Annotated in this window: 18 protein-coding genes; 9 read left to right on the top strand and 9 right to left on the bottom strand. The window is 74.8% G+C overall.

Going from position 1 to position 21,219, the window contains the following annotated elements; translation table 11 throughout:
• The first annotated feature begins 331 nt into the window (after nt 1-331).
• Nucleotides 332-1,879, top strand: coding sequence for an APC family permease (locus ACWDBB_RS29160; protein WP_449792439.1), 1,548 nt, complete (start codon nt 332-334; stop codon nt 1,877-1,879).
• A 12-nt stretch (nt 1,880-1,891) separates the two neighbouring features.
• Here the strand turns inward: ACWDBB_RS29160 and ACWDBB_RS29155 are convergent, their stop codons facing one another.
• The 4 genes from ACWDBB_RS29155 to ACWDBB_RS29140 form a co-directional block, all read right to left on the bottom strand.
• Nucleotides 1,892-2,611, bottom strand: coding sequence for a DUF2470 domain-containing protein (locus ACWDBB_RS29155; protein WP_449792438.1), 720 nt, complete (start codon nt 2,609-2,611; stop codon nt 1,892-1,894).
• A 157-nt stretch (nt 2,612-2,768) separates the two neighbouring features.
• A complete protein-coding gene (locus ACWDBB_RS29150; protein WP_449792437.1) occupies nt 2,769-3,215 on the bottom strand; it encodes a RidA family protein in 447 nt (148 codons plus the stop codon).
• A gap of 29 nt (nt 3,216-3,244) precedes the next feature.
• Nucleotides 3,245-3,994: an IclR family transcriptional regulator gene (locus ACWDBB_RS29145; RefSeq protein ID WP_449792436.1), complete on the bottom strand. Its 750-nt coding sequence runs from the start codon at nt 3,992-3,994 to the stop codon at nt 3,245-3,247.
• Nucleotides 3,995-4,025: 31 nt separating this feature from the next.
• Nucleotides 4,026-5,183 carry a sugar kinase gene (locus ACWDBB_RS29140; RefSeq protein ID WP_449792435.1) on the bottom strand — a complete coding sequence of 386 codons (1,158 nt, stop codon included), beginning with the start codon at nt 5,181-5,183 and terminating at the stop codon, nt 4,026-4,028.
• Between the two features lie 222 nt (nt 5,184-5,405).
• Here ACWDBB_RS29140 and ACWDBB_RS29135 point away from each other — a divergent pair, with 222 nt between their 5' ends.
• The 5 genes from ACWDBB_RS29135 to ACWDBB_RS29115 all read left to right on the top strand — a co-directional run bounded on the left by ACWDBB_RS29135 (nt 5,406) and on the right by ACWDBB_RS29115 (nt 12,072).
• A complete protein-coding gene (locus tag ACWDBB_RS29135; RefSeq protein WP_449792434.1) occupies nt 5,406-6,707 on the top strand; it encodes an amino acid deaminase in 1,302 nt (433 codons plus the stop codon).
• Nucleotides 6,707-8,353 carry an N-acyl-D-amino-acid deacylase family protein gene (locus tag ACWDBB_RS29130; RefSeq protein ID WP_449792433.1) on the top strand — a complete coding sequence of 549 codons (1,647 nt, stop codon included), beginning with the start codon at nt 6,707-6,709 and terminating at the stop codon, nt 8,351-8,353. Before ACWDBB_RS29135 ends, ACWDBB_RS29130 begins: the two co-directional genes overlap by 1 nt.
• Nucleotides 8,350-9,030 (top strand): bifunctional 4-hydroxy-2-oxoglutarate aldolase/2-dehydro-3-deoxy-phosphogluconate aldolase, encoded by a 681-nt coding sequence (locus ACWDBB_RS29125; protein ID WP_449792432.1) that lies wholly within the window; start codon nt 8,350-8,352, stop codon nt 9,028-9,030. Before ACWDBB_RS29130 ends, ACWDBB_RS29125 begins: the two co-directional genes overlap by 4 nt.
• Before the next feature lie 206 nt (nt 9,031-9,236).
• Complete coding sequence (locus ACWDBB_RS29120) at nt 9,237-10,850, top strand: alpha-amylase family glycosyl hydrolase (protein WP_449792431.1); 1,614 nt, start codon at nt 9,237-9,239, stop codon at nt 10,848-10,850.
• A gap of 169 nt (nt 10,851-11,019) precedes the next feature.
• Entirely contained in the window at nt 11,020-12,072 is a 1,053-nt protein-coding gene (locus ACWDBB_RS29115) for a hypothetical protein (protein ID WP_449792430.1), read from the top strand.
• 168 nt (nt 12,073-12,240) lie between these two features.
• Here ACWDBB_RS29115 and ACWDBB_RS29110 read toward each other — a convergent pair whose 3' ends face one another.
• The 3 genes from ACWDBB_RS29110 to ACWDBB_RS29100 all read right to left on the bottom strand — a co-directional run bounded on the left by ACWDBB_RS29110 (nt 12,241) and on the right by ACWDBB_RS29100 (nt 16,186).
• A complete protein-coding gene (locus ACWDBB_RS29110; RefSeq protein WP_449792429.1) occupies nt 12,241-13,431 on the bottom strand; it encodes an acyl-CoA dehydrogenase family protein in 1,191 nt (396 codons plus the stop codon).
• Nucleotides 13,428-14,591, bottom strand: a complete 1,164-nt coding sequence (locus ACWDBB_RS29105; protein ID WP_449792468.1) for a CaiB/BaiF CoA transferase family protein — start codon at nt 14,589-14,591, stop codon at nt 13,428-13,430. The genes ACWDBB_RS29110 and ACWDBB_RS29105 overlap by 4 nt, the downstream gene beginning before the upstream one ends.
• A 68-nt stretch (nt 14,592-14,659) precedes the next feature.
• Complete coding sequence (locus ACWDBB_RS29100) at nt 14,660-16,186, bottom strand: APC family permease (RefSeq protein ID WP_449792428.1); 1,527 nt, start codon at nt 16,184-16,186, stop codon at nt 14,660-14,662.
• Nucleotides 16,187-16,470: 284 nt separating this feature from the next.
• On the opposite strand from ACWDBB_RS29100, the gene ACWDBB_RS29095 reads away from it, so the two are divergent.
• Nucleotides 16,471-17,223, top strand: coding sequence for a FadR/GntR family transcriptional regulator (locus ACWDBB_RS29095; protein ID WP_449792427.1), 753 nt, complete (start codon nt 16,471-16,473; stop codon nt 17,221-17,223).
• A 51-nt stretch (nt 17,224-17,274) separates the two neighbouring features.
• Entirely contained in the window at nt 17,275-18,024 is a 750-nt protein-coding gene (locus ACWDBB_RS29090; protein ID WP_449792426.1) for a cache domain-containing protein, read from the top strand.
• A 122-nt stretch (nt 18,025-18,146) separates the two neighbouring features.
• Here ACWDBB_RS29090 and ACWDBB_RS29085 read toward each other — a convergent pair whose 3' ends face one another.
• Both ACWDBB_RS29085 and ACWDBB_RS29080 read right to left on the bottom strand, forming a co-directional pair.
• Nucleotides 18,147-18,929 (bottom strand): (2Fe-2S)-binding protein, encoded by a 783-nt coding sequence (locus ACWDBB_RS29085; RefSeq protein ID WP_449792425.1) that lies wholly within the window; start codon nt 18,927-18,929, stop codon nt 18,147-18,149.
• A gap of 168 nt (nt 18,930-19,097) precedes the next feature.
• Nucleotides 19,098-19,679, bottom strand: a complete 582-nt coding sequence (locus ACWDBB_RS29080; RefSeq protein ID WP_449792424.1) for a hypothetical protein — start codon at nt 19,677-19,679, stop codon at nt 19,098-19,100.
• A gap of 189 nt (nt 19,680-19,868) precedes the next feature.
• Here ACWDBB_RS29080 and ACWDBB_RS29075 point away from each other — a divergent pair, with 189 nt between their 5' ends.
• Nucleotides 19,869-21,122 carry a sensor histidine kinase gene (locus ACWDBB_RS29075; protein WP_449792423.1) on the top strand — a complete coding sequence of 418 codons (1,254 nt, stop codon included), beginning with the start codon at nt 19,869-19,871 and terminating at the stop codon, nt 21,120-21,122.
• Nucleotides 21,123-21,219: the final 97 nt, after the last annotated feature.

The following is a 21,219-nucleotide window of genomic DNA, read 5'->3' as shown; positions in this document are numbered from 1 at the left end:
CACCGTCGCTGCGGGGCGAAACGATCCTCCGGGATGGTCATGTCGGGTGACCGCTCGACCGGGTGATCGCCGCACGGCGGACATGGGCGCGGGACACGCCCAGGCCGGCCCGGCCGTACGAGGACTCCTCGTGCGGCCGGGCCGGCCACTGCCGTTTCCGTGCCGCCCGGCTGTTCCCGGGTTTCGTTCGGACGGGTCGAACGCGGCGTCAACTCCGGTGTCACGGAGGGGTTCGGTGGCGTCGCCGGGTGGCCGTGGCACGTCATGCTGGCGAACGGTCAGCGCCCGGTCGGTCCGGCCGGGCGGGCGGGTCCGGAGGCGAGGAGGGCGGATGGCGGTCCGCAGTGGGGGCGTGGCGGGGAGGACGGCCGGCCGGGAGCGGCCCGGGGAGGACGGGGTCGACCGGCTGAAGGCCGATTCGGTCGGCCTGGTCGGCGTGGTGTTCATGGCGCTCGCCACCGCCGCCCCGATCACCGCGATGACGGGCAACCTGCCGATCATCGTCGGGCAGGGCAACGGCGTCGGCGCGCCCGCCGCGTACGTCGTGGCGACCGTGGTGCTGACGGTGTTCTCGGTCGGCTACGTCGCGATGGCCCGGCACATCACCGCGGCCGGCGCGTTCTACGGCTACGTCTCGCACGGGCTGGGCCGGGTGGTCGGGATGGCCTCGGGACTGCTGGCGGTGCTCGCGTACGTCGTCACCGAGGCCTCGGCCCTCGGCTTCTTCGCGTACTCGCTGCGGGGACTGGTCCGTTCGCAGCTGGGGGTGGAGCTGGGCTGGGGCTGGTACGCGCTGTCCGGGGCGGCGGTGATCGGGGTGATGGCCTGGTTCGACCTGCACCTGACGGCCAAGGTGCTCGGCGTCGCGCTGGTGCTGGAGATCGGGGTGCTGAGTGCGGTCTCGTTCGCCGTGCTGTTCTCCGGCGGCGGCCCGGACGGGATCGTGCTCGCGGCCGTGAACCCGCTGAACGCGCTGAGGGGGGTGGGGAGTTCGGCGGCCGCGGCGGGGCTCGGCCTGTTCTTCGCGTTCTGGTCCTGGGTGGGGTTCGAGTCCACCGCGATGTACGGCGAGGAGTCCCGCGACCCGAAGCGGGTGGTGCCGCGGGCGACGCTGGTGTCGGTGATCGGGGTCGGGCTGCTCTACGTCTTCGTGTCCTGGATGATCGTCTCCGGCAACGGGGTCGAACGGGCGATCGCGGTGGCGAACGGCGCGGTGCCGGGCAAGGACGGCAACAGCCTGTTCTTCGACCCGCTCGGTGCGCACCTGGGGGCCTGGGCGGTGAAGGTGTTCCAATGGCTGGTCGTCACCGGCTCGTTCGCCTGCGCGATGGCCTTCCACCAGTGCGCGGCCCGCTACCTGTACGCGATCGGGCGGGAGGGGCTGCTGTACCGGGGGCTCGGCCGCACCCATCCGCGGCACGGCTCGCCGCACGTCGCCTCGGTGGTGCAGTCGGTGATCGCGGTGGGGCTGGTGGCGGGCTTCCTGGCGGCCGGGATGGACCCGTACGCGCACCTGTACACGCTGCTGGCGCTGCTCGGGACGATGGCGATCCTGGTCGTGCAGACGCTCTGCTCCTTCGCCGTGGTCGGGTACTTCCACGTGCGGGGGCGCCACCCGGAGACCGCCCACTGGTTCCGGACGCTGGTCGCGCCGCTGGTGGGCGGGGTGGCGATGGCCGGGGTGGTGGTGCTGCTGGTCCTCAACAAGGACGCCGCCGCCGGGGCGGCGGCGCACACGCTGCTGTTCCGGCTGATCCCGTACCTGGTGATCGGGGTGTTCGCGGGCGGGGTGGCGCTGGCGCTCGCGGTGCGCCGGTGGCGGCCGGAACTGTACGTGCGGATCGGGCGGGTGGTGCTGGAGGACGCGGTCGAGCGGTGACGGGACGGGGGGTCAGTGCCGGTGGACCGGCGAGCCGTACTGCGCGGCGGCCAGCAGCTCGTGCATCCGGTGGCCGAACTCCTCGGTGTCCCGGGCGGGTTCGGGGAAGACCAGGCGGACGTCGCGATGGCCGTACGGGTGGTCCAGGCGCAGCACCAGGCCGTGGCTGTCCAGGGCGAGCGGGCGGACCTCCGGGCCGTGGCCCAGCACGGCCGGGTCGAGCAGGCGGGTGAGGACCTCGAGCGCCTCGGCGTGGTCGTCGGCGAGGTGGGTGAGCATCGCGGCCTCGTGCCGGGCCATCGGGTCGGGGACGGCGACGGCGAGGTCCGCGGCGGTGACCGCGCCGGTGCCGTACGGGGTGGCGAGGACGGCGTGGGCGACGTCCACCCGCAGGTGGACGCTGAGGCCGTCGTCGGCGAGGTGGGCCAGGTGAAGTCGGCCGGCCAGGGTCAGGCGGGCACGGACCCGGTCACGGACGGCGACGGGGGAGACGTCGGTGACGTCGAGGACGACGGCGAGGCCGTCGGTGGCGCCGGCGGCGGCCGCGGTGAGCGGGTCGTCCAGGGCGGTGCGCAGCCGCAGCCGGGAGCCGTGGACGGAGACCGGGGTGTCCAGGTGGTGCTGCTCGCCCAGGGCTCGGACGGTGAGCGAGGAGGTCGTGCTGAGCAGGCTGTGGATCCGTTCGGCGGTGGTGGGCTCGGGGGCCTCGGTGTCGCCGGTGGGCAGGCTCATGGGCGGACCTCCAGTTAGTTAGGTGAGCCTAACCTAATATTTGGCTGGAGGTGTGGCAAGCGGGCGGTCGGCGGCGTGGCGGGTGGGCGGTCGGCCGGACAGGTCGAAGGGCCCCGGGCGCGCGGCAGGCGTCCGGGCCCTTCGGGGGCGGGGGTGGTCAGCCGACCACGGCCTGGGCGTCGATCTCGACCAGCATCGGCTCCTGCGGAAGCTCGACGAAGACGGTGGTGCGGCACGGCTTCACGCCGCCGGGCTTGATGTTCTCGTCGATGAACTCGGCGTAGACCTCGTTCATCAGCGGGAAGTCGGCCCGCTTGGTGAGGTACACGCGGAACATCACCACGTCCTCGATGGTGGCGCCGCCGGCCTCGACGATGGCCTTGACGTTCTCCAGCGTGCGGCGGGTCTGCGCCTTCACGTCGCCGTGGTGGAGGTACTCGCCGGTGGTCGGGTCCTGCGGGCCCTGGCCGGAGACCTGGAGGATCGGGCCCTTGCGGACGCCCTGGGAGAACATCCAGGCGGGGGCGGGGGCGCCGTCGGTGCGGATCTCGACCTTCCCGTCGGTCCGGGAGTGCTCGTCGGTCTGCGGGTGCTCGGAGGACATCGGGTTCCTTTGCTGTTCTTGACGGTTCGTCAGGTGTGGTCGGGGCGGCCGCAGTCGGCCGAGACGGCGCGGGTGGTGGCGAGCAGCTGGGGGAGCAGGTCCAGCACCTGCTCGTACGGCAGGACCATGTCCGGGACGGAGATCGAGGCGGCGGCGACCACCCGTCCGCTGGCGTCCCGGACGGGCGCGGCCACGCAGTTGATGAAGGCCTCGTGCTCGGCGTGGTCCTGCGCCCAGCCCTGGGCGGCGACCTTCTCCAGCTCGGCGAGCAGCGCCTCGGGCGTGGTCAGGGTGCGCTCGGTGTGCGGGGTGAAGTCGATCCCGGCCACCACCCGGCGCCGCTCGGGCAGCGGTAGGCCGGCCAGCAGCACCTTGGAGACGGCGGCGCTGTGCAGGGCGGCGCGCAGGCCGATCCGGGAGTACATCCTGACCGGGTGGCGGGAGTCGAACTTGTCGATGTAGACCACCTCGCCGCCCTCGTACGCGGCCAGGTGCACGGTCTGGCCGGTGGCGGCGTTCAGCTCGGCCAGGTGCGGGGCGGCGATCCGGCGCACGCCGCGCTGCTCCAGGGCCAGACCGGAGAGCGCGAAGAGGCCGGCGCCCAGGTGGTAGCGGTAGGCCGCGTCGCGATAGACGAATCGTTCCTCCTCGAGGCTTTGCAGCAGTCGGAGCACGGTCGTCTTGTGGACGCCGAGCACCTCGGCGAGCTGGTCGAGGGAGCGCTCGCCCTCGCCGAGTTCGGCGAGGATGCGCAGCGCGCGGGTGACGGTCTGGCTCATCGTGCTCCGCTTCGAGGGCTGGGGTTCCTGCTCATTGTGCCCGGGCCCGATCGGCGGACGGGGGCCGGTCGGCGGACTGGGGCCGCTCGGCGGACGGCGCCCGGTCGGTCCGGCGCCGGTGGCCGGTGGGCAGGGCCGGGCCGGTGATGCCCGCCGCGGTGACCCGGGTGGCGGCCCACTGGGCGGGGGTGGCGTCGAGCAGCGCCGTCACCACGGCGGCGTCCGGCAGCTCTGCCTGGTCGCCGTGGGCGGTCAGGGCGCAGGCGGCGCTCAGGTGGCCGAGCCGCAGCCGGCGCCGCTGGTCCAGGCCCCGGACGGTGCCGGCCAGGTAGCCGGCCGCGAAGGCGTCGCCCGCGCCGGTGGCCTCGACCACCTCGACCGCGAGGGCCGGCTCGGTGACCGCCGTCCCGTCCCGGTCCAGGACGGTCACCTGCCGGACGGCCTCCTTGACCACGACGGTGGCCGGGCCGGGGAAGCGGCGGCGCAGGGCGGCCGGGTCGCCCGTGCCGAAGGCGGCCTCGGCCTCGTCGGCCCCGAGCAGCAGCAGGTCGGCGGCGTCCAGCAGTGGTGGCAGCACGGCCGGGTCGCGCTCGCGCCAGAGCGAGGGACGCCAGTTGAGGTCGAAGCTGACCGTCCGGTTCGGGCGGCGCTCGGCGAGCAGGCCGCGCAGCAGGGCCAGGCAGCCGTCGGAGAGGGCGGCGGTGATGCCGGACAGGTGCAGCAGTCGGGCGCCGGTCAGCAGCGGGGCGGCGGCGGGGTCGGTGAGCAGGTCCGGGGAGAGCGCGGCGGCCGCGGAGCCCCGCCGGTGGTAGTGCAGCCGGCTGCGGCCGGGCCCGAGGTCGTGGCGGTCGCCGGTGGTGCCGCCGACCTCCTTGACGTAGAGGCCGGTCGGGCGGTGCGGGTCGACCGCGACCGCCGAGACGTCCACGCCCCGGGCGGCGACCTCGGCGAGCAGCCGGCGGCCGAAGCCGTCGTCGCCGACCCGGCTGATCCAGGCGGTCGGCACGCCGTGCGCGGCCAGCGCGCCCGCCACGTTGGACTCCGCGCCGCCGACGGACAGCCGGAAGCTCTCCACCGACTCCAGTGGGCCCGGGCGGTCCGGCAGCAGGACGGCCATCGACTCGCCCACGCACACGGCCGTCGGGGGAGGACCGGGGCGGGTCGGGCCCTGGGTGTCCTGTCGCGGCATGTGCGGGGCTCCTCGTCTGCGGCCGTTCCGTCGAGAGCGGGCCCACCGGGCCGACTCGTCGCACGCCGGCGCCGTGTCGTCGGTGAGCGCCGGACGTGAGTCGACCCCGTTGACCGGGAGTCAGGTCCGTTGACCGTGATCCGGCGCCGATGCTAGAACCGTGTTGCCAGCATGTGCAACCCTCGTTGCACATGTTGCAACTTGGGCGGATGGAGGAAGACGGTGGAGCAGACCTTCGCAAGCAGCGGCACCGGGCCGGGCATCGCCCGCGGGGCGGTGGCCGCCCTGGCCGACGAGCCGCTCGACTGGCGGTTCAAAGCCGCTCCGCCGCAGTCGTGGGGCCGCACCACGCGGGAGTGGCTCGCCACCGGCCCCACCCTCTCCACGCTCGGCACCCCGCTGCTCACCCTCGACGGCGCCGCCCTCGACCACAACGTCCGCACCATGGCCGACTGGTGCGCCGACGCGGGCGTCGCGCTCGCCCCGCACGGCAAGACCACCATGGCGCCCGCGCTCTGGCAGGCCCAGCTCGACGCCGGCAGCCACGGCATCACCCTCGCCAACCTGCCCCAGGTGCGGATCGCCCGGGCCTTCGGGGTGCAGCGCATACTGCTCGCCAACGCCCTGCTCGAACCCGCCGGACTGGCCTGGCTCGCCGACGAACTCGCCGCCGACCCGGACTTCGCCCTCCTCTCCTGGGTCGACTCCGCCGAGAGCGTGCGGCTGATGGACGAGGCACTGCGCGCCGCCGGCGCCGAGCGGCCGGTCGAGGTGCTGGTCGAGCTGGGCGGCCCGGGCGGGCGGACCGGTGCCCGCGGCGTGGACGCCGCCGCCGAGGTCGCCGCCGCCGTGCTGCGCGCCCGCACCCTGCGCCTGGCGGGCGTCGGGGGGTACGAGGGCGCGCTCGCGCACGACGCCTCGGCCGAGGCGCTGGCCACCGTCCGCGGCTACCTGCGGGACCTCGGCGAGCTGCACGGCCGGCTGGCGGACGCCTACCCGCAGGACACCCGGCCGGTGGTCTCGGCCGGCGGCAGCGCCTACTTCGACCTGGTGGTCGAGGAGCTGGCGAAGCTGCCCGAGGCCTTCGTGGTGCTGCGCTCGGGCGCGTACATCGCCCACGACGACGGCTTCTACCGGGGCATCTCCCCGCTGGCCCGGCGCGGCGGGCGGACGCCGTTCCGCAGCGCGCTGCACGGCTGGGCCCGGGTGGTCTCCCGGCCCGAGCCGCAGCTCGCGCTGCTGGACGCCGGCAAGCGCGACCTGCCCTTCGACGAGGGTCTGCCCGAGCCGCAACGGGTGCGCGGCGGAGCCGAGTTGACCGGCACGACGGCCCGGATCACCGCGCTCAACGACCAGCACGCCTTCCTCCGCGACGCGGGCGACCTCGCGCCGATCGGCGCGGTGCTGCGGCTGGGCGTCTCCCACCCGTGCACGGCCTTCGACAAGTGGACGGCGATTCCGGTGCTGGACTGCGCGGACGCGGCCGAGCCGAAGGTCACCGGCCTGGTCAGGACGTTCTTCTGATGCCCGGGGAGAGAACGGCCCGCCCGGACGCGGGGCGCGGCAGGGGAGCGACGGTCTTCCGCGGTGCCACCGTCGTGGACGGCACCGGCGCGGACCGGTACCGGGCGGACGTCCGGATCGCGGACGGCCTGATCACCGAGATCGGCGAGGGCCTCGACGCCCCCGAGGCGGTGGACGCCGACGGGCTGGTGCTGGCCCCCGGCTTCATCGACATGCACGCCCACTCCGACCTCGCCCTGCTGCTCGAACCGGAGCACCCGGCCAAGGTCACCCAGGGCGTCACCTGCGAGGTGCTCGGCCAGGACGGCCTGTCCTACGCCCCGGCGGACGACACCACGCTGCCCGCGCTGCGCCGCCAACTCGCGGGCTGGAACGGCGACCCGGACGGCTTCGACTGGGACTGGCGGGACGTCGCCGGCTACCTGGACCGGATCGACCGCACCGGTGTCGCCGTCAACGCCTGCTACCTCGTCCCGCACGGAACGCTGCGGATGCTCGCCATGGGCTGGGCCAACCGCCCGCCCACCTCCGGCGAACTCGACCGGATGCGGCAGGTGTTGGCGAAGAGTCTGCTGGACGGCGCGGTCGGCATGTCCAGCGGGCTCAGCTACACCCCCGGGATGTACGCGGGCACCGCCGAGCTGGTCGAGCTGTGCACCGTCGTCGCGGCCTACGGCGGCTTCCACGCGCCGCACCAACGCTCCTACGGTGCAGGGGCGTTGGAGGGATACGCGGAGATGGTGGAGATCGCCCGGCAGAGCGGGTGCGCGCTGCACCTGACCCACGCCACGATGAACTTCGGGCTCAACCGGGGCCGGGCCGGCGAACTGCTGGAGCTCCTCGACCGGGCGCTCGCCGACGGCGTCGACCTCACTCTGGACAGCTACCCCTACCTGCCCGGATCCACCACCCTGGCCGCGCTGCTGCCGAGTTGGGCCACCGAGGGCGGCCCGGCCGCGACGCTGGAGCGGCTCACCGACCCGGCGCAGTGCGCGAAGATCCGGTACGAGGTGGAGGAGAAGGGCAGCGACGGCTGCCACGGGGTGGTCACCGACTGGACGACGATCCAGATCTCCGGCGTGCGCGCGGCCTCGCTCGCCGGGGCGGTCGGCCGCACCGTCGCCGAACTGGCCGAGGAGGAGCAGCGGACCGGCACCGAGGTGTTCCTGGACCTGCTGCGCCGGGACGAGCTGGCCACCACGATCCTCCAGCACGTCGGGCACGAGGAGAACGTCCGGGCGATCATGCGCCACCGCGCGCACACCGTCGGCAGCGACGGGCTGCTGGTCGGCGCCCGGCCGCACCCGCGTGCCTGGGGCACCTTCCCGCGCTACCTCGGCCACTACAGCCGGGAGTTGGGCGTACTGACACTGGAGGAGGCGATCGTCCGGATGACCGGACGCCCCGCCGCCCGGCTGGGGCTGGACCGGCGCGGCCGGATCGCCCCCGGCCACCACGCCGACCTGGTGCTCCTCGACCCCGGGAGGGTCCGGGATGCCGCCACCTTCGAGCACCCCCGGCTGCCGGCCGAGGGCATCGAGTACGTGTACGTCAACGGCACCGCCGTCGTCCGGCAGGGTCGCACCACCGGCGCCCGGCCGGGGCGCGCCCTGCGTCGAACCGACCGAGGAACCCTGGCCATATGACCGAGCTCTCCGCCCCGACCGATCCCTCGCCGCTGCGCGAGCCGTCGAGCGAGTCGCTGCGCGAGCTGCTGCGCGCCGAACCGGTGATCGCGGTGGTCCGCGCGCCCCGGATCCCGGACGCCGCCGCCCTCTGCGACGCCCTCGCCGAAGGCGGCATCACCCTGACCGAATTAACCTACACCACACCGAATGTGACGGAGCATCTGCTCAGGGCGTCGAGGGCGGGCCGGCGGGTCGGCGTCGGGACGGTGCTGACCGCCGAGCAGGCCCGGCGCGGGGTCGAGGCCGGGGCGTCCTTCCTGGTCACCCCGGGCTGCCGCCCCGAGGTGGCCGAGGCGGCGGCCGTCGCCGGGGTGCCGGCGGTGCTCGGAGCGCTCACCCCGACCGAGGTGGCGCACGCGGTGGACCTCGGCGCCGCCGCCGTGAAGATCTTCCCGGCCCGGTCGTTCGGCCCCGGCTACTTCAGGGACCTGCGCGGCCCGTACCCCGACGTGCCGCTGGTGGCCTCCGGCGGGGTGAACGCGGGCAACGCCGCCGAGTTCCTGGCGCACGGCGCGCTCGCGGTCTGCGCCGGGACGGACGTGGTGCCGCCGGACGTGGTCGCGGCGGGGGACTGGGCGGAGATCACCCGGCGGGCCCGGGCGTTCACGGCGGCCTGCGCGGGGGCGTTCTCGTAGGGGGCGGGCTCGCGACGGCCCGGTGCGGGCCTCGCCGCGGTGCGGGCCCCGAGGCGCGGGCTGCGGCGGGGCGAGGCGGGCTGTCGGGACGGCCGGGATTGGACGAGAATCGTGGGCGCCCCGGCTCGGCCCCGGCCGAGCCCGTCCCGGCTCAGCCCCGCCCGGCCAGGCCCCGGGCCCCCGGACCCCGGTAGGAGGAACCGCCCATGACCTCGACCCGCCCCGGCCCCGACTGGCTCGCCGACGCCGTGCTGTACCAGATCTACCCGCAGAGCTTCGCCGACTCCGACGGCGACGGCATCGGCGACTTCGCCGGCATCGCCGAGCACCTGGACCACCTCGCCTGGCTCGGCGTCGACACCGTCTGGCTCAACCCCTGCTTCGCCTCGCCGTTCCGCGACGCCGGGTACGACGTCACCGACTACCTCACCCCCGCCCCGCGCTACGGCAGCAGCGAGGACCTGACGGCCCTGGTCGAGGCCGCCCGCCGCAGGGGCATCCGGGTCCTACTGGACCTGGTGGCCGGGCACACCTCCGACCGCCACCCCTGGTTCCTGGCCTCCGCCGAGGATCCGTCCGACCACCGGTACATCTGGTCCGACCGCCCGGTGGACGGCTTCGTCGCCTCGCCCGGCAGCCGGCCCGGCTGGTACCGGCCGAACTTCTTCGACTTCCAGCCCGCGCTCAACTTCGGCTACGCGCGCAGTAGTTCGGAGGAGCCCTGGCGCCAGGCGGTGGACGCGGACGGCCCGCGCGCCAACCGGGCGGCGTTGCGCGCGATCATGGCGCACTGGCTCGGTCTCGGGGTGTCCGGCTTCCGGGTGGACATGGCCTACTCACTGGTCAAGGACGACCCGGGCAAGGCCGAGACCGCCAAGCTCTGGACCGAGGTGCGCGACTGGCTGGACCGCGCCCACCCCCAGGCCGTCCTGCTCGCCGAGTGGGGCGACCCGGCCGCCGCCGTCGCGGCCGGCTTCCACGCCGACTTCTTCCTGCACTTCGGCGGAGAGGACGACGGCCTGCCCCTGCGATCGCTCTGGAACAACAACGGCGGGACGGTCGAGGAGTTCTGGCACCAGGAGGCCTGCTACTTCGAGGCCGAGGGCCGGGGCACCCCGCAGCCCTTCCTGGACGCCTGGCGCTGCGCCGCCGAACTCACCGAGGGCAGCGGGCACGTGGTGCTGCCCACCGCCAACCACGACTTCTCCCGCCTGGCCACCGGCCCGCGCACCGCGGAGCAACTCGCTCCCGCCTTCGCGTTCCTGCTCACCTGGCCCACCCTCCCGGCCGTCTACTACGGCGACGAGATCGGCATGCGCTACCTGCCGGGCCTTCCCGACACCGAGGGCAGCGTGCTCGGACCGCGGTTCAACCGGGCCGGCTCACGCACCCCGATGCAGTGGATGCCCGGCCCCACCGCCGGCTTCTCCAGTGCCCCGCCCGAGCGGCTGTACCTGCCGGTGGACCCGGACCCGCACCGCCCGGACGTGCTCTCCCAGCGCGCCGACCCGACCTCGCTGCTGCACACCGTCCGGCGGCTGATCGCGCTGCGCCGGGCGCACCCGGGGCTGGGCTCGGCCGGCGGGGTGGAGGTCCGGCACGCCGGCTACCCGCTGGTGTACACCCGGGCCGGGCGGTACCTGGTGGCGGTCAACCCGTGCCGGGAGCCGGCTTCCGTGCGGCTGTCGGGCCCGTCGGGCTTGTCGGGCCCGTCGGGTCGGTCGGGGGGCCTCCGGCCGCTGGACGTCCAGGGCGTGCGGCTCGTGGACGGCGAGCTGCGGGCGGACGGGTTCTCGTACGGGGTGTTCGACCTGGGCTGAGTGCGGGTGAGGGAGCCGGGCCGCGTCGATCGGCGTGCGGGGCGCGGCTTCCGATCGCCGCCGGATGGTTGTAAGCTACATCGATAGTTGGTTGCATTGGCCATCTGTATTGGTTGTATTTGCCACCTTCTGCCATCGAGAGACACCACCGGAGGACGGTACGAACGCCATGAGCACACCCCGGAACCCCGCCGCAGCGCCCACCCTGGGGCACTCGCTCAAGCACCTGGCCATCCACCTGATCACCCCGCTGCTGATGTGCCTGGGCATGGCACTCGCCTACCTGGGCGCCTTCCACCAGCCCGAGCCGCACCACCTCGAGGTGGCCGTGGTGGGCACCACGCAGCAGGCGCAGGGCCTGGCGCAGGCGATCCAGAGCAAGGCCGGGGACGCGCTCGACGTCCGCACCGTGGACGACCGGGCCGCCGCCGAGCAGCAGCTGCGCGACCGGGACCTGGTGGGCGCCTTCGTGCCGGACGCCAGGAACCCCGAACTGATCGTCGCCAAGGGCAACTCGGAGACCTCGGTGGTGGCCGCCACGGCGGTGTTCACCAACGTCACCGACCGGCAGGGCGTGCCGCTGCACGTCACCGACCTGACCACCCCGGCCGAGGGCGACCCGACCGGACAGGGCCTGTTCTTCCTGCTGGTCGCGCTGAGCATAGGCTCCTACGCCAGCGTCGCGGTGATCGGTGCCGCCGGCGCCGGGCTGAGCATGAAGGTCCGGGCGCTGGTCGGGTTGGCGGTCTCGCTGGCGGTCAGTGTGATCGGGATCGTCACCGCCGGGCCGGTCTTCCACGTGGTCGACCATGACCTCGCGGCGGTCTGGGCGCTGGGCTGGCTCTACTCGGCGGGCATCGTGCTGATCGGCATCGGTCTGCACAGCTTCCTGCGGAAGTGGACCACGCTGGTCATGATGGTGCTCTTCGTGATGCTGAACTTCACCTCCTCCGGCGGCATCTACCGGCCCGAGCTGCAGAACGGGTTCTTCGGCGGCCTGCACGGCTTCTGGACGGGCGCCGGCTTCCTGGAGGGCGCGCGCAGCGTCCTGTACTTCGACGGCGGCGCGGGCCTCGGCGGGAACGTCGTGACCCTGCTGGTCTGGCTGCTGCTCGGCGGGGCGGCCGTGGCGGCCGCGGCGATGTACGAGGGCCGCGGGCGCCGTCCGGTGGAGACGCCGTCGGAGGCCGAGGAGGAGATGGAGGAGGCGGTCGCGGTCTGACCGCGCCCGCTTCCTCGGAGGAGCTCCACCCGGTGCCACGGGCATCGGCACCGACGGTGGGGATCGAAGGCCCGCGCCCGGCTCTGGACAAGCCGGACGCGGGCCTCGGCGCGTGTCCGGACGGGCCCGTCGACCGGGCGGCCGACCCGGCGACCGGCGGGGCGGGTCCTACCGGTAGGCGGCCTGCCCGGTGAGCGCCTGGCCGACCACCAGTGTGTGGATCTCGCTGGTGCCCTCGTAGGTCAGCACCGACTCCAGGTTGTTGGCGTGCCGGATCGGCGAGTACTCCAGCGAGATGCCGTTGGCCCCGAGGACCGTCCGGCACTCGCGGGCGATCGCCAGCGCCTCCCGCACGTTGTTGAGCTTGCCGACGCTGACCTGCTCGGGCCGCAGCCGCCCGCCGTCCTTGAGCCGGCCGAGGTGGACGGCCAGCAGCGCGGAGTTGCCGAGCGCGAGCGCCATGTCGGCGAACTTGCGCTGGGTCAGCTGGAAGCCGCTGATCGGCCGGTCGAACTGGATCCGCGAGTCCGCGTACCGCAGGGCCGCCTGGAGCGAGTCCCGGCCCGCGCCGACCGCGCCGAACAGGATGCCGAACCGCGCCTCGTTCAGACAGGACAGCGGACCGCGCAGGCCCTTCGCCCCCGGCAGCTGCGCCTCGGCGGGCAGTCGGACGCCCTCCAGGTGCAGTTCGGAGGTGACGGAGGCCCGCAGCGACAGCTTCTGCCCGATGTCGCGGGTGGTGAAGCCGGGCGTGCCGCGCGGCACCAGGAAGCCGCGCACGCCGTCCTCGGTGTTCGCCCAGACGGTGGCGACGTCCGCGATGCCGCCGTTGGTGATCCACATCTTGGTGCCGTCGAGGATCCAGTCCGAGCCGTCGCGCACCGCGCGGGTCCGCATCCCGGCCGGGTTGCTGCCGAAGTCCGGCTCGGTGAGCCCGAAGCAGCCGATCGCGGTGCCGGCGGCGAGCCGGGGCAGCCACTCCTGCTTCTGCTCCTCCGAGCCCCACTGGTGGATCGAGTACATCGAGAGGGAGCCCTGGACGGAGACGAAGCTGCGGAAGCCGGAGTCGGCGGCCTCCAGTTCGAGGCAGGCCAGGCCGTAGGAGACGGCGTTGGTGCCGGCGCAGCCGTAGCCTTCCAGGTGCATCCCGAGCAGGCCCAACGCGCCCAGTTCGGGGGCGAGTTCGCGGGCGAAGTGGGCGTTGTCGAACCACTCCGGCAGGTGCGGGCGGACCCGGTCGGCGAGGAACCTGGCGACGGTGGCCTGGATCTCGCGCTCCTCGTCGGTGAACAGGGTGGCGAAGTCGATCAGATCGAGCGGGTCGGCCAGGGCGGTGCCGGTGCTGTGCGGGGTGCTCATGGGCGGTCCTCGAGGTCCTTGTCGTGCGGGGGCTCGTTGTGCGGGGGCTCGTTGTGCGTGGGACCGTCGTGCGTGGGCCCGTCGTACGGGGCGTCCAGCCAGGCGGTCAGCTCGGCGGTGTGCTCGCCGAGCCGGGGCGGGGGCAGCTGGTAGCGGGGCGGGGTGCGGGAGAGGCCGATCGGGTTGGCGACCAGGTCCAGCGGCCGTCCGTCCGGGCCGGGCAGCGGCGCCCGGGGGCGCAGGCCGAGTGAGTCGGCGAGGTCGAAGGCCTCGGCCAGGTCGTTGACCGGGCCGCAGGGCACGCCGAGCGGGGTGAGCACGGCGAACCACTCGGCGGCGGTGCGGCGTTCGAGCCTGGCGGTGAGCTCGCGGGCCAGCGCGGTCACGTGCGCGACCCGGTCGGAGTTGGTGGCGAAGCGCGGGTCGTCGGCCAGTTCGGGGGCGCCCACGCCCTGGCAGAGCGCGGCGAACTGCCGGTCGTTGCCGACCGCGACGACCAGCGGGCGGTCGGCGGCGGTGAACACCTCGTACGGGGCGATGGACGGGTGGCGGTTGCCGAGGATGCCCGGCACGGCGCCGGCCAGGGTGTAGCCGGCGGACTGGTTGACCAGGCCGGAGAGCAGCGTGGAGAGCAGGTTCAGCTCCACCAGCTGGCCCCGGCCGGTGCTCTCGCGCTCGCGCAGCGCGGCCAGCACGCCGACCGCCGCGTGCAGGCCGGTCAGCACGTCCACCATCGCGACGCCGGTCTTCACCGGCTCGCCGGGGGCCGGCCCGGTCACCGACATCAGGCCGCCGACCGCCTGCACCAGCAGGTCGTAGCCGGGCAGTTCGGCGCCCGTGCCGGAGCCGAAGCCGGTGATCGAGCAGTAGACCAGGCGCGGGTTGAGGGCCTGGGCGCGCTCCGGGCCGAGGCCGTGGCGGGCCATCGTGCCGGGGCGGAAGTTCTCCACCAGCACGTCGGCGCGGCGGACGAGTTCGACGGCGCGGGCGTGGTCGGCCGGGTCGCGCAGGTCGAGGGCGAGGGAGCGCTTGTTGCGGTTGACGGAGAGGAAGTAGGTGGCCTCGCCCTGGGCGTGCGGCGGGCCCCACGCGCGGGTGTCGTCGCCGGTGCCGGGCTGCTCGACCTTGACCACGTCGGCGCCGAGGTCGGCCAGCAGCATGGTCAGGTACGGCGCGGCGAGGACCCGGCCGAAGTCGGCGACCAGGACGCCGTCCAGCGGGAGCCCGGTCACGTCCGGCTCCCGGTCGCTCCGGCGGTGGCCGTCGCGCCGTCCGCGGCCGTGGCATCGCCCGAGGGGGCGTCGCCACGCAGGTGCGGGCGGGCCAGCAGCAGGTAGAGGCCGCCGGCCGCGAGCACCACCACCGCCGAGAGCAGCACCAGGTAGTTGTCGTACCAGGCGGCGTCGGGGGTGCGGCCCCAGCAGATGTTGACGATCGCGGCGACGCCGTAGACCAGCGCGCCGACGTTCACCGCCAGGCCCCAGCGGCCGAGCCGGAAGTCCCCGCTCGGGCGCCAGCCGCGCAGCCGGGCCCGCAGGGCGGCCAGCACCACCATCTGGAAGGCCAGGTAGATGCCGATGCTGGAGAAGGAGATGATCTTCGTGAGGGCGCCCTCGGAGAGCGCCGAGGCACCCACGATGATCACGCCCGGCAGCGCCGCGGCGAGCAGCAGCGCGTACGGCGGCACCCGCAGCCGGTCCGAGACCGTGGCCAGCAGTCGGCTGCCCACGATCATCCGGTCCCGGGCGAAGGAGTACGTGAGCCGGCTCGCCGCCGCCTGGAGGCTCAGCACGCAGGACAGGAAGGAGATCAGCACCACGCCGATCACCACCCGGGCGCCGGCCGCGCCGAAGGCCTCGTGCAGCACCGTGGCCACCGGGTCCGTGTCGTCGCCGGAGACCACCGCCCCGATGTCCCGGATCGACATCACCAGGGCCAGGCTGACGCCGATCGCGGCCGCGCCGCCGACGTAGATGGTGCGTCGCATCGACTTGGGGATCTGTCGACCCGGGTTGGGCACCTCCTCGGCGACGTCGCCGCAGGCCTCGAAGCCGAAGAAGAGGAAGACCGCGATCAGCCCTGCGGCCAGGAAGGCGTCGGCGTAGTCGCCGTCGCCGCCCGCGCCGAAGCGGTCGAAGACCACGCCGAGGCCGTGGTAGCGGTGGGTCAGCAGCAGCCAGACGCCGACCGCCAGGGCGCCGAGCAGCTCGGCGGCGAAGCCGATCATTGCCGCCGCCGACAGCACCCGGGTGCCCTTGAGGTTGATCACGGTGGCGAGGGCCAGCAGGCCGAGCGCGCACCAGACGGTCGTCGCGGTGCTCGGCTCGACGCCCAGCAGGACGGCCACGTAGGGGCCGGCGCCGTAGGAGACCGCCGCGATGGTGGACATCAGCGCCAGCAGGTAGACCCAGCCGGTCAGCCAGCCCCAGGTGCGGCCCCAGAGCCGGCGCGCCCACGGGTACACCCCGCCGGCCACCGGGAACTGGGCGACCACCTCGCTGAACACCAGGGCCACCAGCAGCTGGCCGAGGCCCGCGATCAGGAAGCTCCAGACCATCGGCGGCCCGGCGGTCCGCAGCGAGGAGGCGAAGAGTGTGTACACCCCGACGACGGGGGAGAGGTAGGTGAAGCCGAGCGAGAAGTTCGCCCAGAGGCTCATGTCGCGCTTGAACTCGGAGGTGTAGCCGAGGGCGGCCAGCCGTTCGGCGTCCGGGTCGGGGGAGTGGAGGGTGGCACGGGCACGGGCATCGGTCATGACCTGCTCCTGGGAACGTGTCGTGATGCGTGGGGAGTGCTGCGGGGGTGCGGGGTGCTGCGCGGGCCGAGGTTGCGGGAAAACATACGAGATTGGGTTTCTAGCGGCAAGAGTGCGCGCTCGACCGGGAGGTACCCTGCGGGAAACATCCGGTCGGACGGTGAACCGGCGGCGACTCGGTGGCGAGCCGACAGCGACCCGGTGGCGAGCCGGGCGACGTGCCCGGGGACGACCGGGTGGCGGCTTGGCGGCGGCTTGGCGGCGGTGAACGAGGAGGGGCAGGCATGACGACCATCGGCAGTGCGACCCCGCTGCTCAGCGCCGTCCTCGCGCCGCTCGCCGACCTCGGGCGCGCCGACGCGGTGGCCCGCCGGATCACCGAGGCGATCGCCCTCGGGCTGGTCGCCGACGGCGACCAACTGCCCAGCGAGAACGACCTGGCCGACCAACTCGGCGTCGCCAACGGCACCGTCCGCGAGGCCCTCGCGCTGCTCCGCGAGGCCGGACTGATCGAGACCCGGCGCGGCCGCAACGGCGGCAGCTTCGTCCGCACCCCCGTCGAGGGCTCCCAGCACCTCCGGCTCGCCCGGCTGCGCGACCTCGCCACCGTCGACCTGCGCGACCTCGGCGACGAGGAGCTGGCCGTCTTCGGCACCGCCGCCCGACTCGCCGCCGAACGCGCCCCGGCCGACCTCGGCCCCAGGCTCACCCGGCTGGTGCACGACCTGCGGGACGCCGCCGGGCCTGCCGAGCAGCGCCGGGCCGACGCCCGCTTCCACATCGAACTCGCCGTCGCCGCCCAGTCGGTGCGGCTCACCCAGCTCGCCGTCCGGCTGCAGGCCGAGCTCGGCCCGCTGCTCTGGCTGCCCGCCCCGTACGGGCCGGACCAGGAGCGGTTCGCCGAGCAGCACCGGGAGATCCTGGTCGCCGTGCTGGCCGGCGACGCGGCCGGCGCCCGGGCCGCCGCCGAGGCGCACGCGGTGGCCTGCGTGCACCATCTGGTCCGGCGCCACCTGGAGTTGGCGGACGACGGCTGAGCCGGGGGCCGTACCGCCGTCCCGGAACCCTCACCGCCGCCGGAGCCCCCGATGACCAGCGCGTCCAGCACCACCCTGCCCGCCGCCGGGCTCGCCGCCGTCCGGCGGTGCGCCCGGCAGGTCGCCGCCGCCGTCGACGCGGTACTCACCGAACTGGACGGCCTGCGGGCGGCCGCGGCCGACTGCTGGACCCGGGCGGCCGCCGCGGGGCGCCGGCCCGCGGCCGCCGAACTCGCCGCGGTGCACGGCGCGGTGAGCGAGCTGCTGGCGCGTCCAGGATCGCGCTGGTTCGGCTGCGGAGCGGTCGTGGCGCCCGGCGCGCTCGCCGACGCCGACCTGCACGTGGAGTGGTGGTACCGCGGCGCGCGAGGGACGGGGGAACGGCGGCTGCGGCTCGTGCTCGACCCGGCGGACGCCGAGTTCTACGACTACCGGGCGCTGCCCTGGTTCGCCCGGCCCCGGGACGAGGGGCGGGCCGCCGTGGCCGGGCCGCAGGTCGACCTGCTCTGCGCCGACCGGTACGTGCTGTGCTGCGCCCGGCCGGTGGTCGTCCCGGGCGCGGGCTTCGTCGGGGTGGCGGCCGGGGACGTCCCGCTGGCCGCGCTGGAGCGGCTGCTGGTGCCGCCGCTGCGGGCGCTGCCCGGTGAGGCCGCGCTGCTCGACGGCGAGGGACGGGTGCTGGCGGCCACCACCCCGGCCCTGCCGGTGGGTTCGCTGGCGCGCGGGCTGCGGGTGGATCCGGCGGCCGAGCGGGCCTCGGTGCCGTCGGCGGCGGTGGACTGGACAGTGGTGCGGGGCTGAGGTGAACCGGCTGACCGGCTGACCGGTGCCGACCGGTGCCGACCGGTGCCGACCGGTGCCGACCGGTGCGGGCTGACCGGTGTGGCCTCCTGGGGCCGATATGACCTTCATTTGTGAAAGTATTAGCCGTTCCGCTTCCCGCGCCCGGGCGGCGTGCTGAAGCAGCAGTCCCCGCAGAGCCCGGCGCCCGGTCCGACCCGGTAGTAGAGGCAGCAGCTGTTCCGCCGGAACGCCGTGCCGCGCGGCCCGGTGCGCAGGGTGCCCGCGCCGGCCAGCGGTGGACGCTCCAGCAGCTCCGCCGTCAACGCCCGTGCGGAGACCGGTGCGTGGGCGTCCAGCACCCGCAGCGTCCCGGCCAGCGCGGACGCGGCGTTGCCGAGCAGCAGGCGCGGGGAGAGCGGGGCGAAGGCCCGGACGGCCGCCGCCAGCGGCTCCAACTGGCCGAGAAGAACGGCCTCGTGGAGCTGGTCGACGAGCGTCCCGGGGGTCGGTCCGCCGGCCGGTCTGCCGGTCGGTCCGCTGCCTGGCCCGTCGCCGGGCCGGGCGGTCTCCGGCGGGATCCACAGGTCGAGCGGGCCCTGGTCCGGGATCCGTACCCAGGCGTCCTCCAACGTCGGGACCGTTCCCAACAGCACGGCCGAGCCCAGCCCCACCGACCAGAAGCGGGCGGCCAGCCCCAGGTGCAGGATCGAGGCCGCGACCCGCGGTTCGCCCGTGCCGAGCCGCCGAGCCACCACCGGCAGCCGCGCCGCCAAGGGCGCGTCGGGCCCGGTACCGTACAGCTCGGCCAGCGGCCGGAAGCCCTCGGGTGGCCGTCCGTCCGGCGAGGTGTCCAGTGCGAAGTACGGCCCGACGGCCGCGAGTCGGGCGTACTCGGGCGGTCGCCGGTCGGGAGCGGTGCTCAACGGCCGTCCCCTGTGCGGTCGTTGAGAACCGCTCCCGCGGGTGACGGGGCGGTCGGGCGGTCGAGGGACAACGGTGCCTCCAGGTCTGCGGGTGCTCGGACGGTGGCGCGCGGCCCCGTCGGCCCCGGTCGGATCCGATAGGTCCTGGCAGGCCCGGTCGGCCGGGTGTCAGCCGCGCACGGAGAAGTCGCCACTGGTCGTGCGGATGAACGGTACCGTGCCCTGGCAGTCCGAGACCGGCTGGCCGAACACGCCCCAGGCCCAGCCCATCCGGTCCCCGCGCCGTCCGTTGTCCTCCACCGAGAGCGCGACCTTCTGGCCGGTCAGCTCCAGGCCCGGGAACCACGGAGCCTCGCCCTTGGTGACCACCCCGGTGGCGATCGCCTCCCGACCGCCGACGGCCAGGCAGGTGATGTCGCCCTCGAAGTCGGCGACCAGCCGGCCGTCGGTGTGCACGTGGCGGACGTGGAAGTGGCCCGCGGTGCTGCGCGGGTCGGTGTTGGTGGTGGCTCGGGCGTCCACCGAGATCTGCACCGGGTCGCCCTCGAAGCCGTGGAACGAGGCGGTGAGGACGGTGTTGCCGGTGCCGCGCACGCTGACCGGCCCGAAGTCGGGTGCCGTGGCGGCCGGTTGTGCGGTCAATGGCGGTGCGGCGGGGGTCGGCGCGGCGACGGCGGCCGGTGCGGCGGTGGCGACCGTCGCAGCCAGGAGGAGCAGCGAGGCGGCGGTGGTGGCGAGGCGGCGGTTCATGGCGGTTCGTTTCCCCTTCGGTGCGGGCGTTCCGGCGCGGTTGGTCCCCGCGCTGTTGTTCCGACGCCACCGATCCTGCTCCCGTCCGACCTGCCGGACCTCCCGCTGCGGAGGGGAGTTGGCGGCGGACGGCTCCCTCCGGAGGAGGAGCCCGCCTCCCCCCGGAGAGCTGCCCGTAGGCTCGGCCGGGTGCGCACCGACTCTCCCTTCGCCCGCTCCGAGGCCACCGACCCCGCGCGGTCGCGGCCGGCCGGGATCCGCCGACCGCTTGCCGCCGTCTCCGCGCTCGTCCTGCTGCCGCCCGTCCTGCTCGCGCAGCCCGGTGCCCGGGGAGCGGCCGCGCTGCTCGCCCTGACGGCGGTGCTCGCCGCGGTGGCGGCGCTACTGCCGTGGCCGGTCGGGCGGATCACCCTCGGTCCGGCCGCCGCGGTGGTGGCCGGGGCCTCGCTGCTGGTCGACGTGGTCTACCCGGGGCCGTACCGGCTGCCCGCGTTCTGGCTGCCCTTCGAATGGCTTGCCCTGCTCGGGCTGCTCTTCCGGGCCGTCCGCCGGCTGCCCGACCGATCCGTCTGGGCGGTCAGCGGGCTGCTCGGGCTCGCGGCCGTGCTGCTGCCGCTGCGGTTCGCCCTGCGCACGCCGCAGGGCGGCGCGGCCGGGCCGGTGGTCGGGGTGCTGCTCTCGCTGCTGCCGCTGCTCGGTGTCGCGGCGGCGGCCCTCTACCTGCGGGTCCTGGACGCCCGCCGGGAGCGTGCCGTCGCCCGGGCACGGCGCGAGCAGCGCCTGGAGGTGGCCCGGGGGCTGCACGACTTCGTCGCGCACGAGATCACCGGCATCGTGCTGGAGGCCCAGGCCGGCCGACTCCCCGGCCAGGAACCGGAGGAGACCACCGAGCTGCTGCGCCGACTGGAGGAGGCCGGGCTGCGGGCACTGGACTCGATGGACGAGATGGTCGGTGCCCTGCGCGAGCCCGACGGCCGGGGCGGCGAGCCGGGGCAGGCGGCGCGTTCCTCCGTGGCGACCACGCGCCGGCTGGGCCTGGCCGACCTCCCCGAGCTGGTCGCCCGCTTCGGAGCCACCGGAGCCACCGGAGCCCTGCGGGCCACCGCCGAGCTGGCACCCGGCACCGCCGGCCGGCTCTCCGCCGAGGCCGAGGCGACCGCGTACGCCGTCGTCCTGGAGGCCCTCACCAACATCCGCCGGCACGCCCCGCAGGCCACCGAGGTCACCGTCCGGGTAGCGCTCGGCGAGGACGGTGCCGTCGAGCTGACCGTCACCGACGACGGCGGCCCCGCCCGCAAGCCGCTGCTGCGCCGCCGCCCCGGCGCCGGTGGCACCGGCCTGGCCGGACTCACCGCCCGCGCCGCCGCCCACGGCGGAACGCTGACCGCCGGCCCGGGCACGCCCGCGGGCTGGCGGGTCAGCTGCTCCCTGCCGGGACGCTGAGGAGCGCACGGAAGCGGGGGGGGGCCCGGCCGGGGGGACCGCCCCACACCGACGGCGGGCCGGCCTCAGGGCACCACAAAGAAAACCACAAAAAAAA

It is taken from the genome of Kitasatospora sp. NPDC001095 (assembly GCF_053598615.1).
Note: the sequence above shows the minus strand (reverse complement) of the source record. Positions and strands in the feature narration are given on the sequence as shown.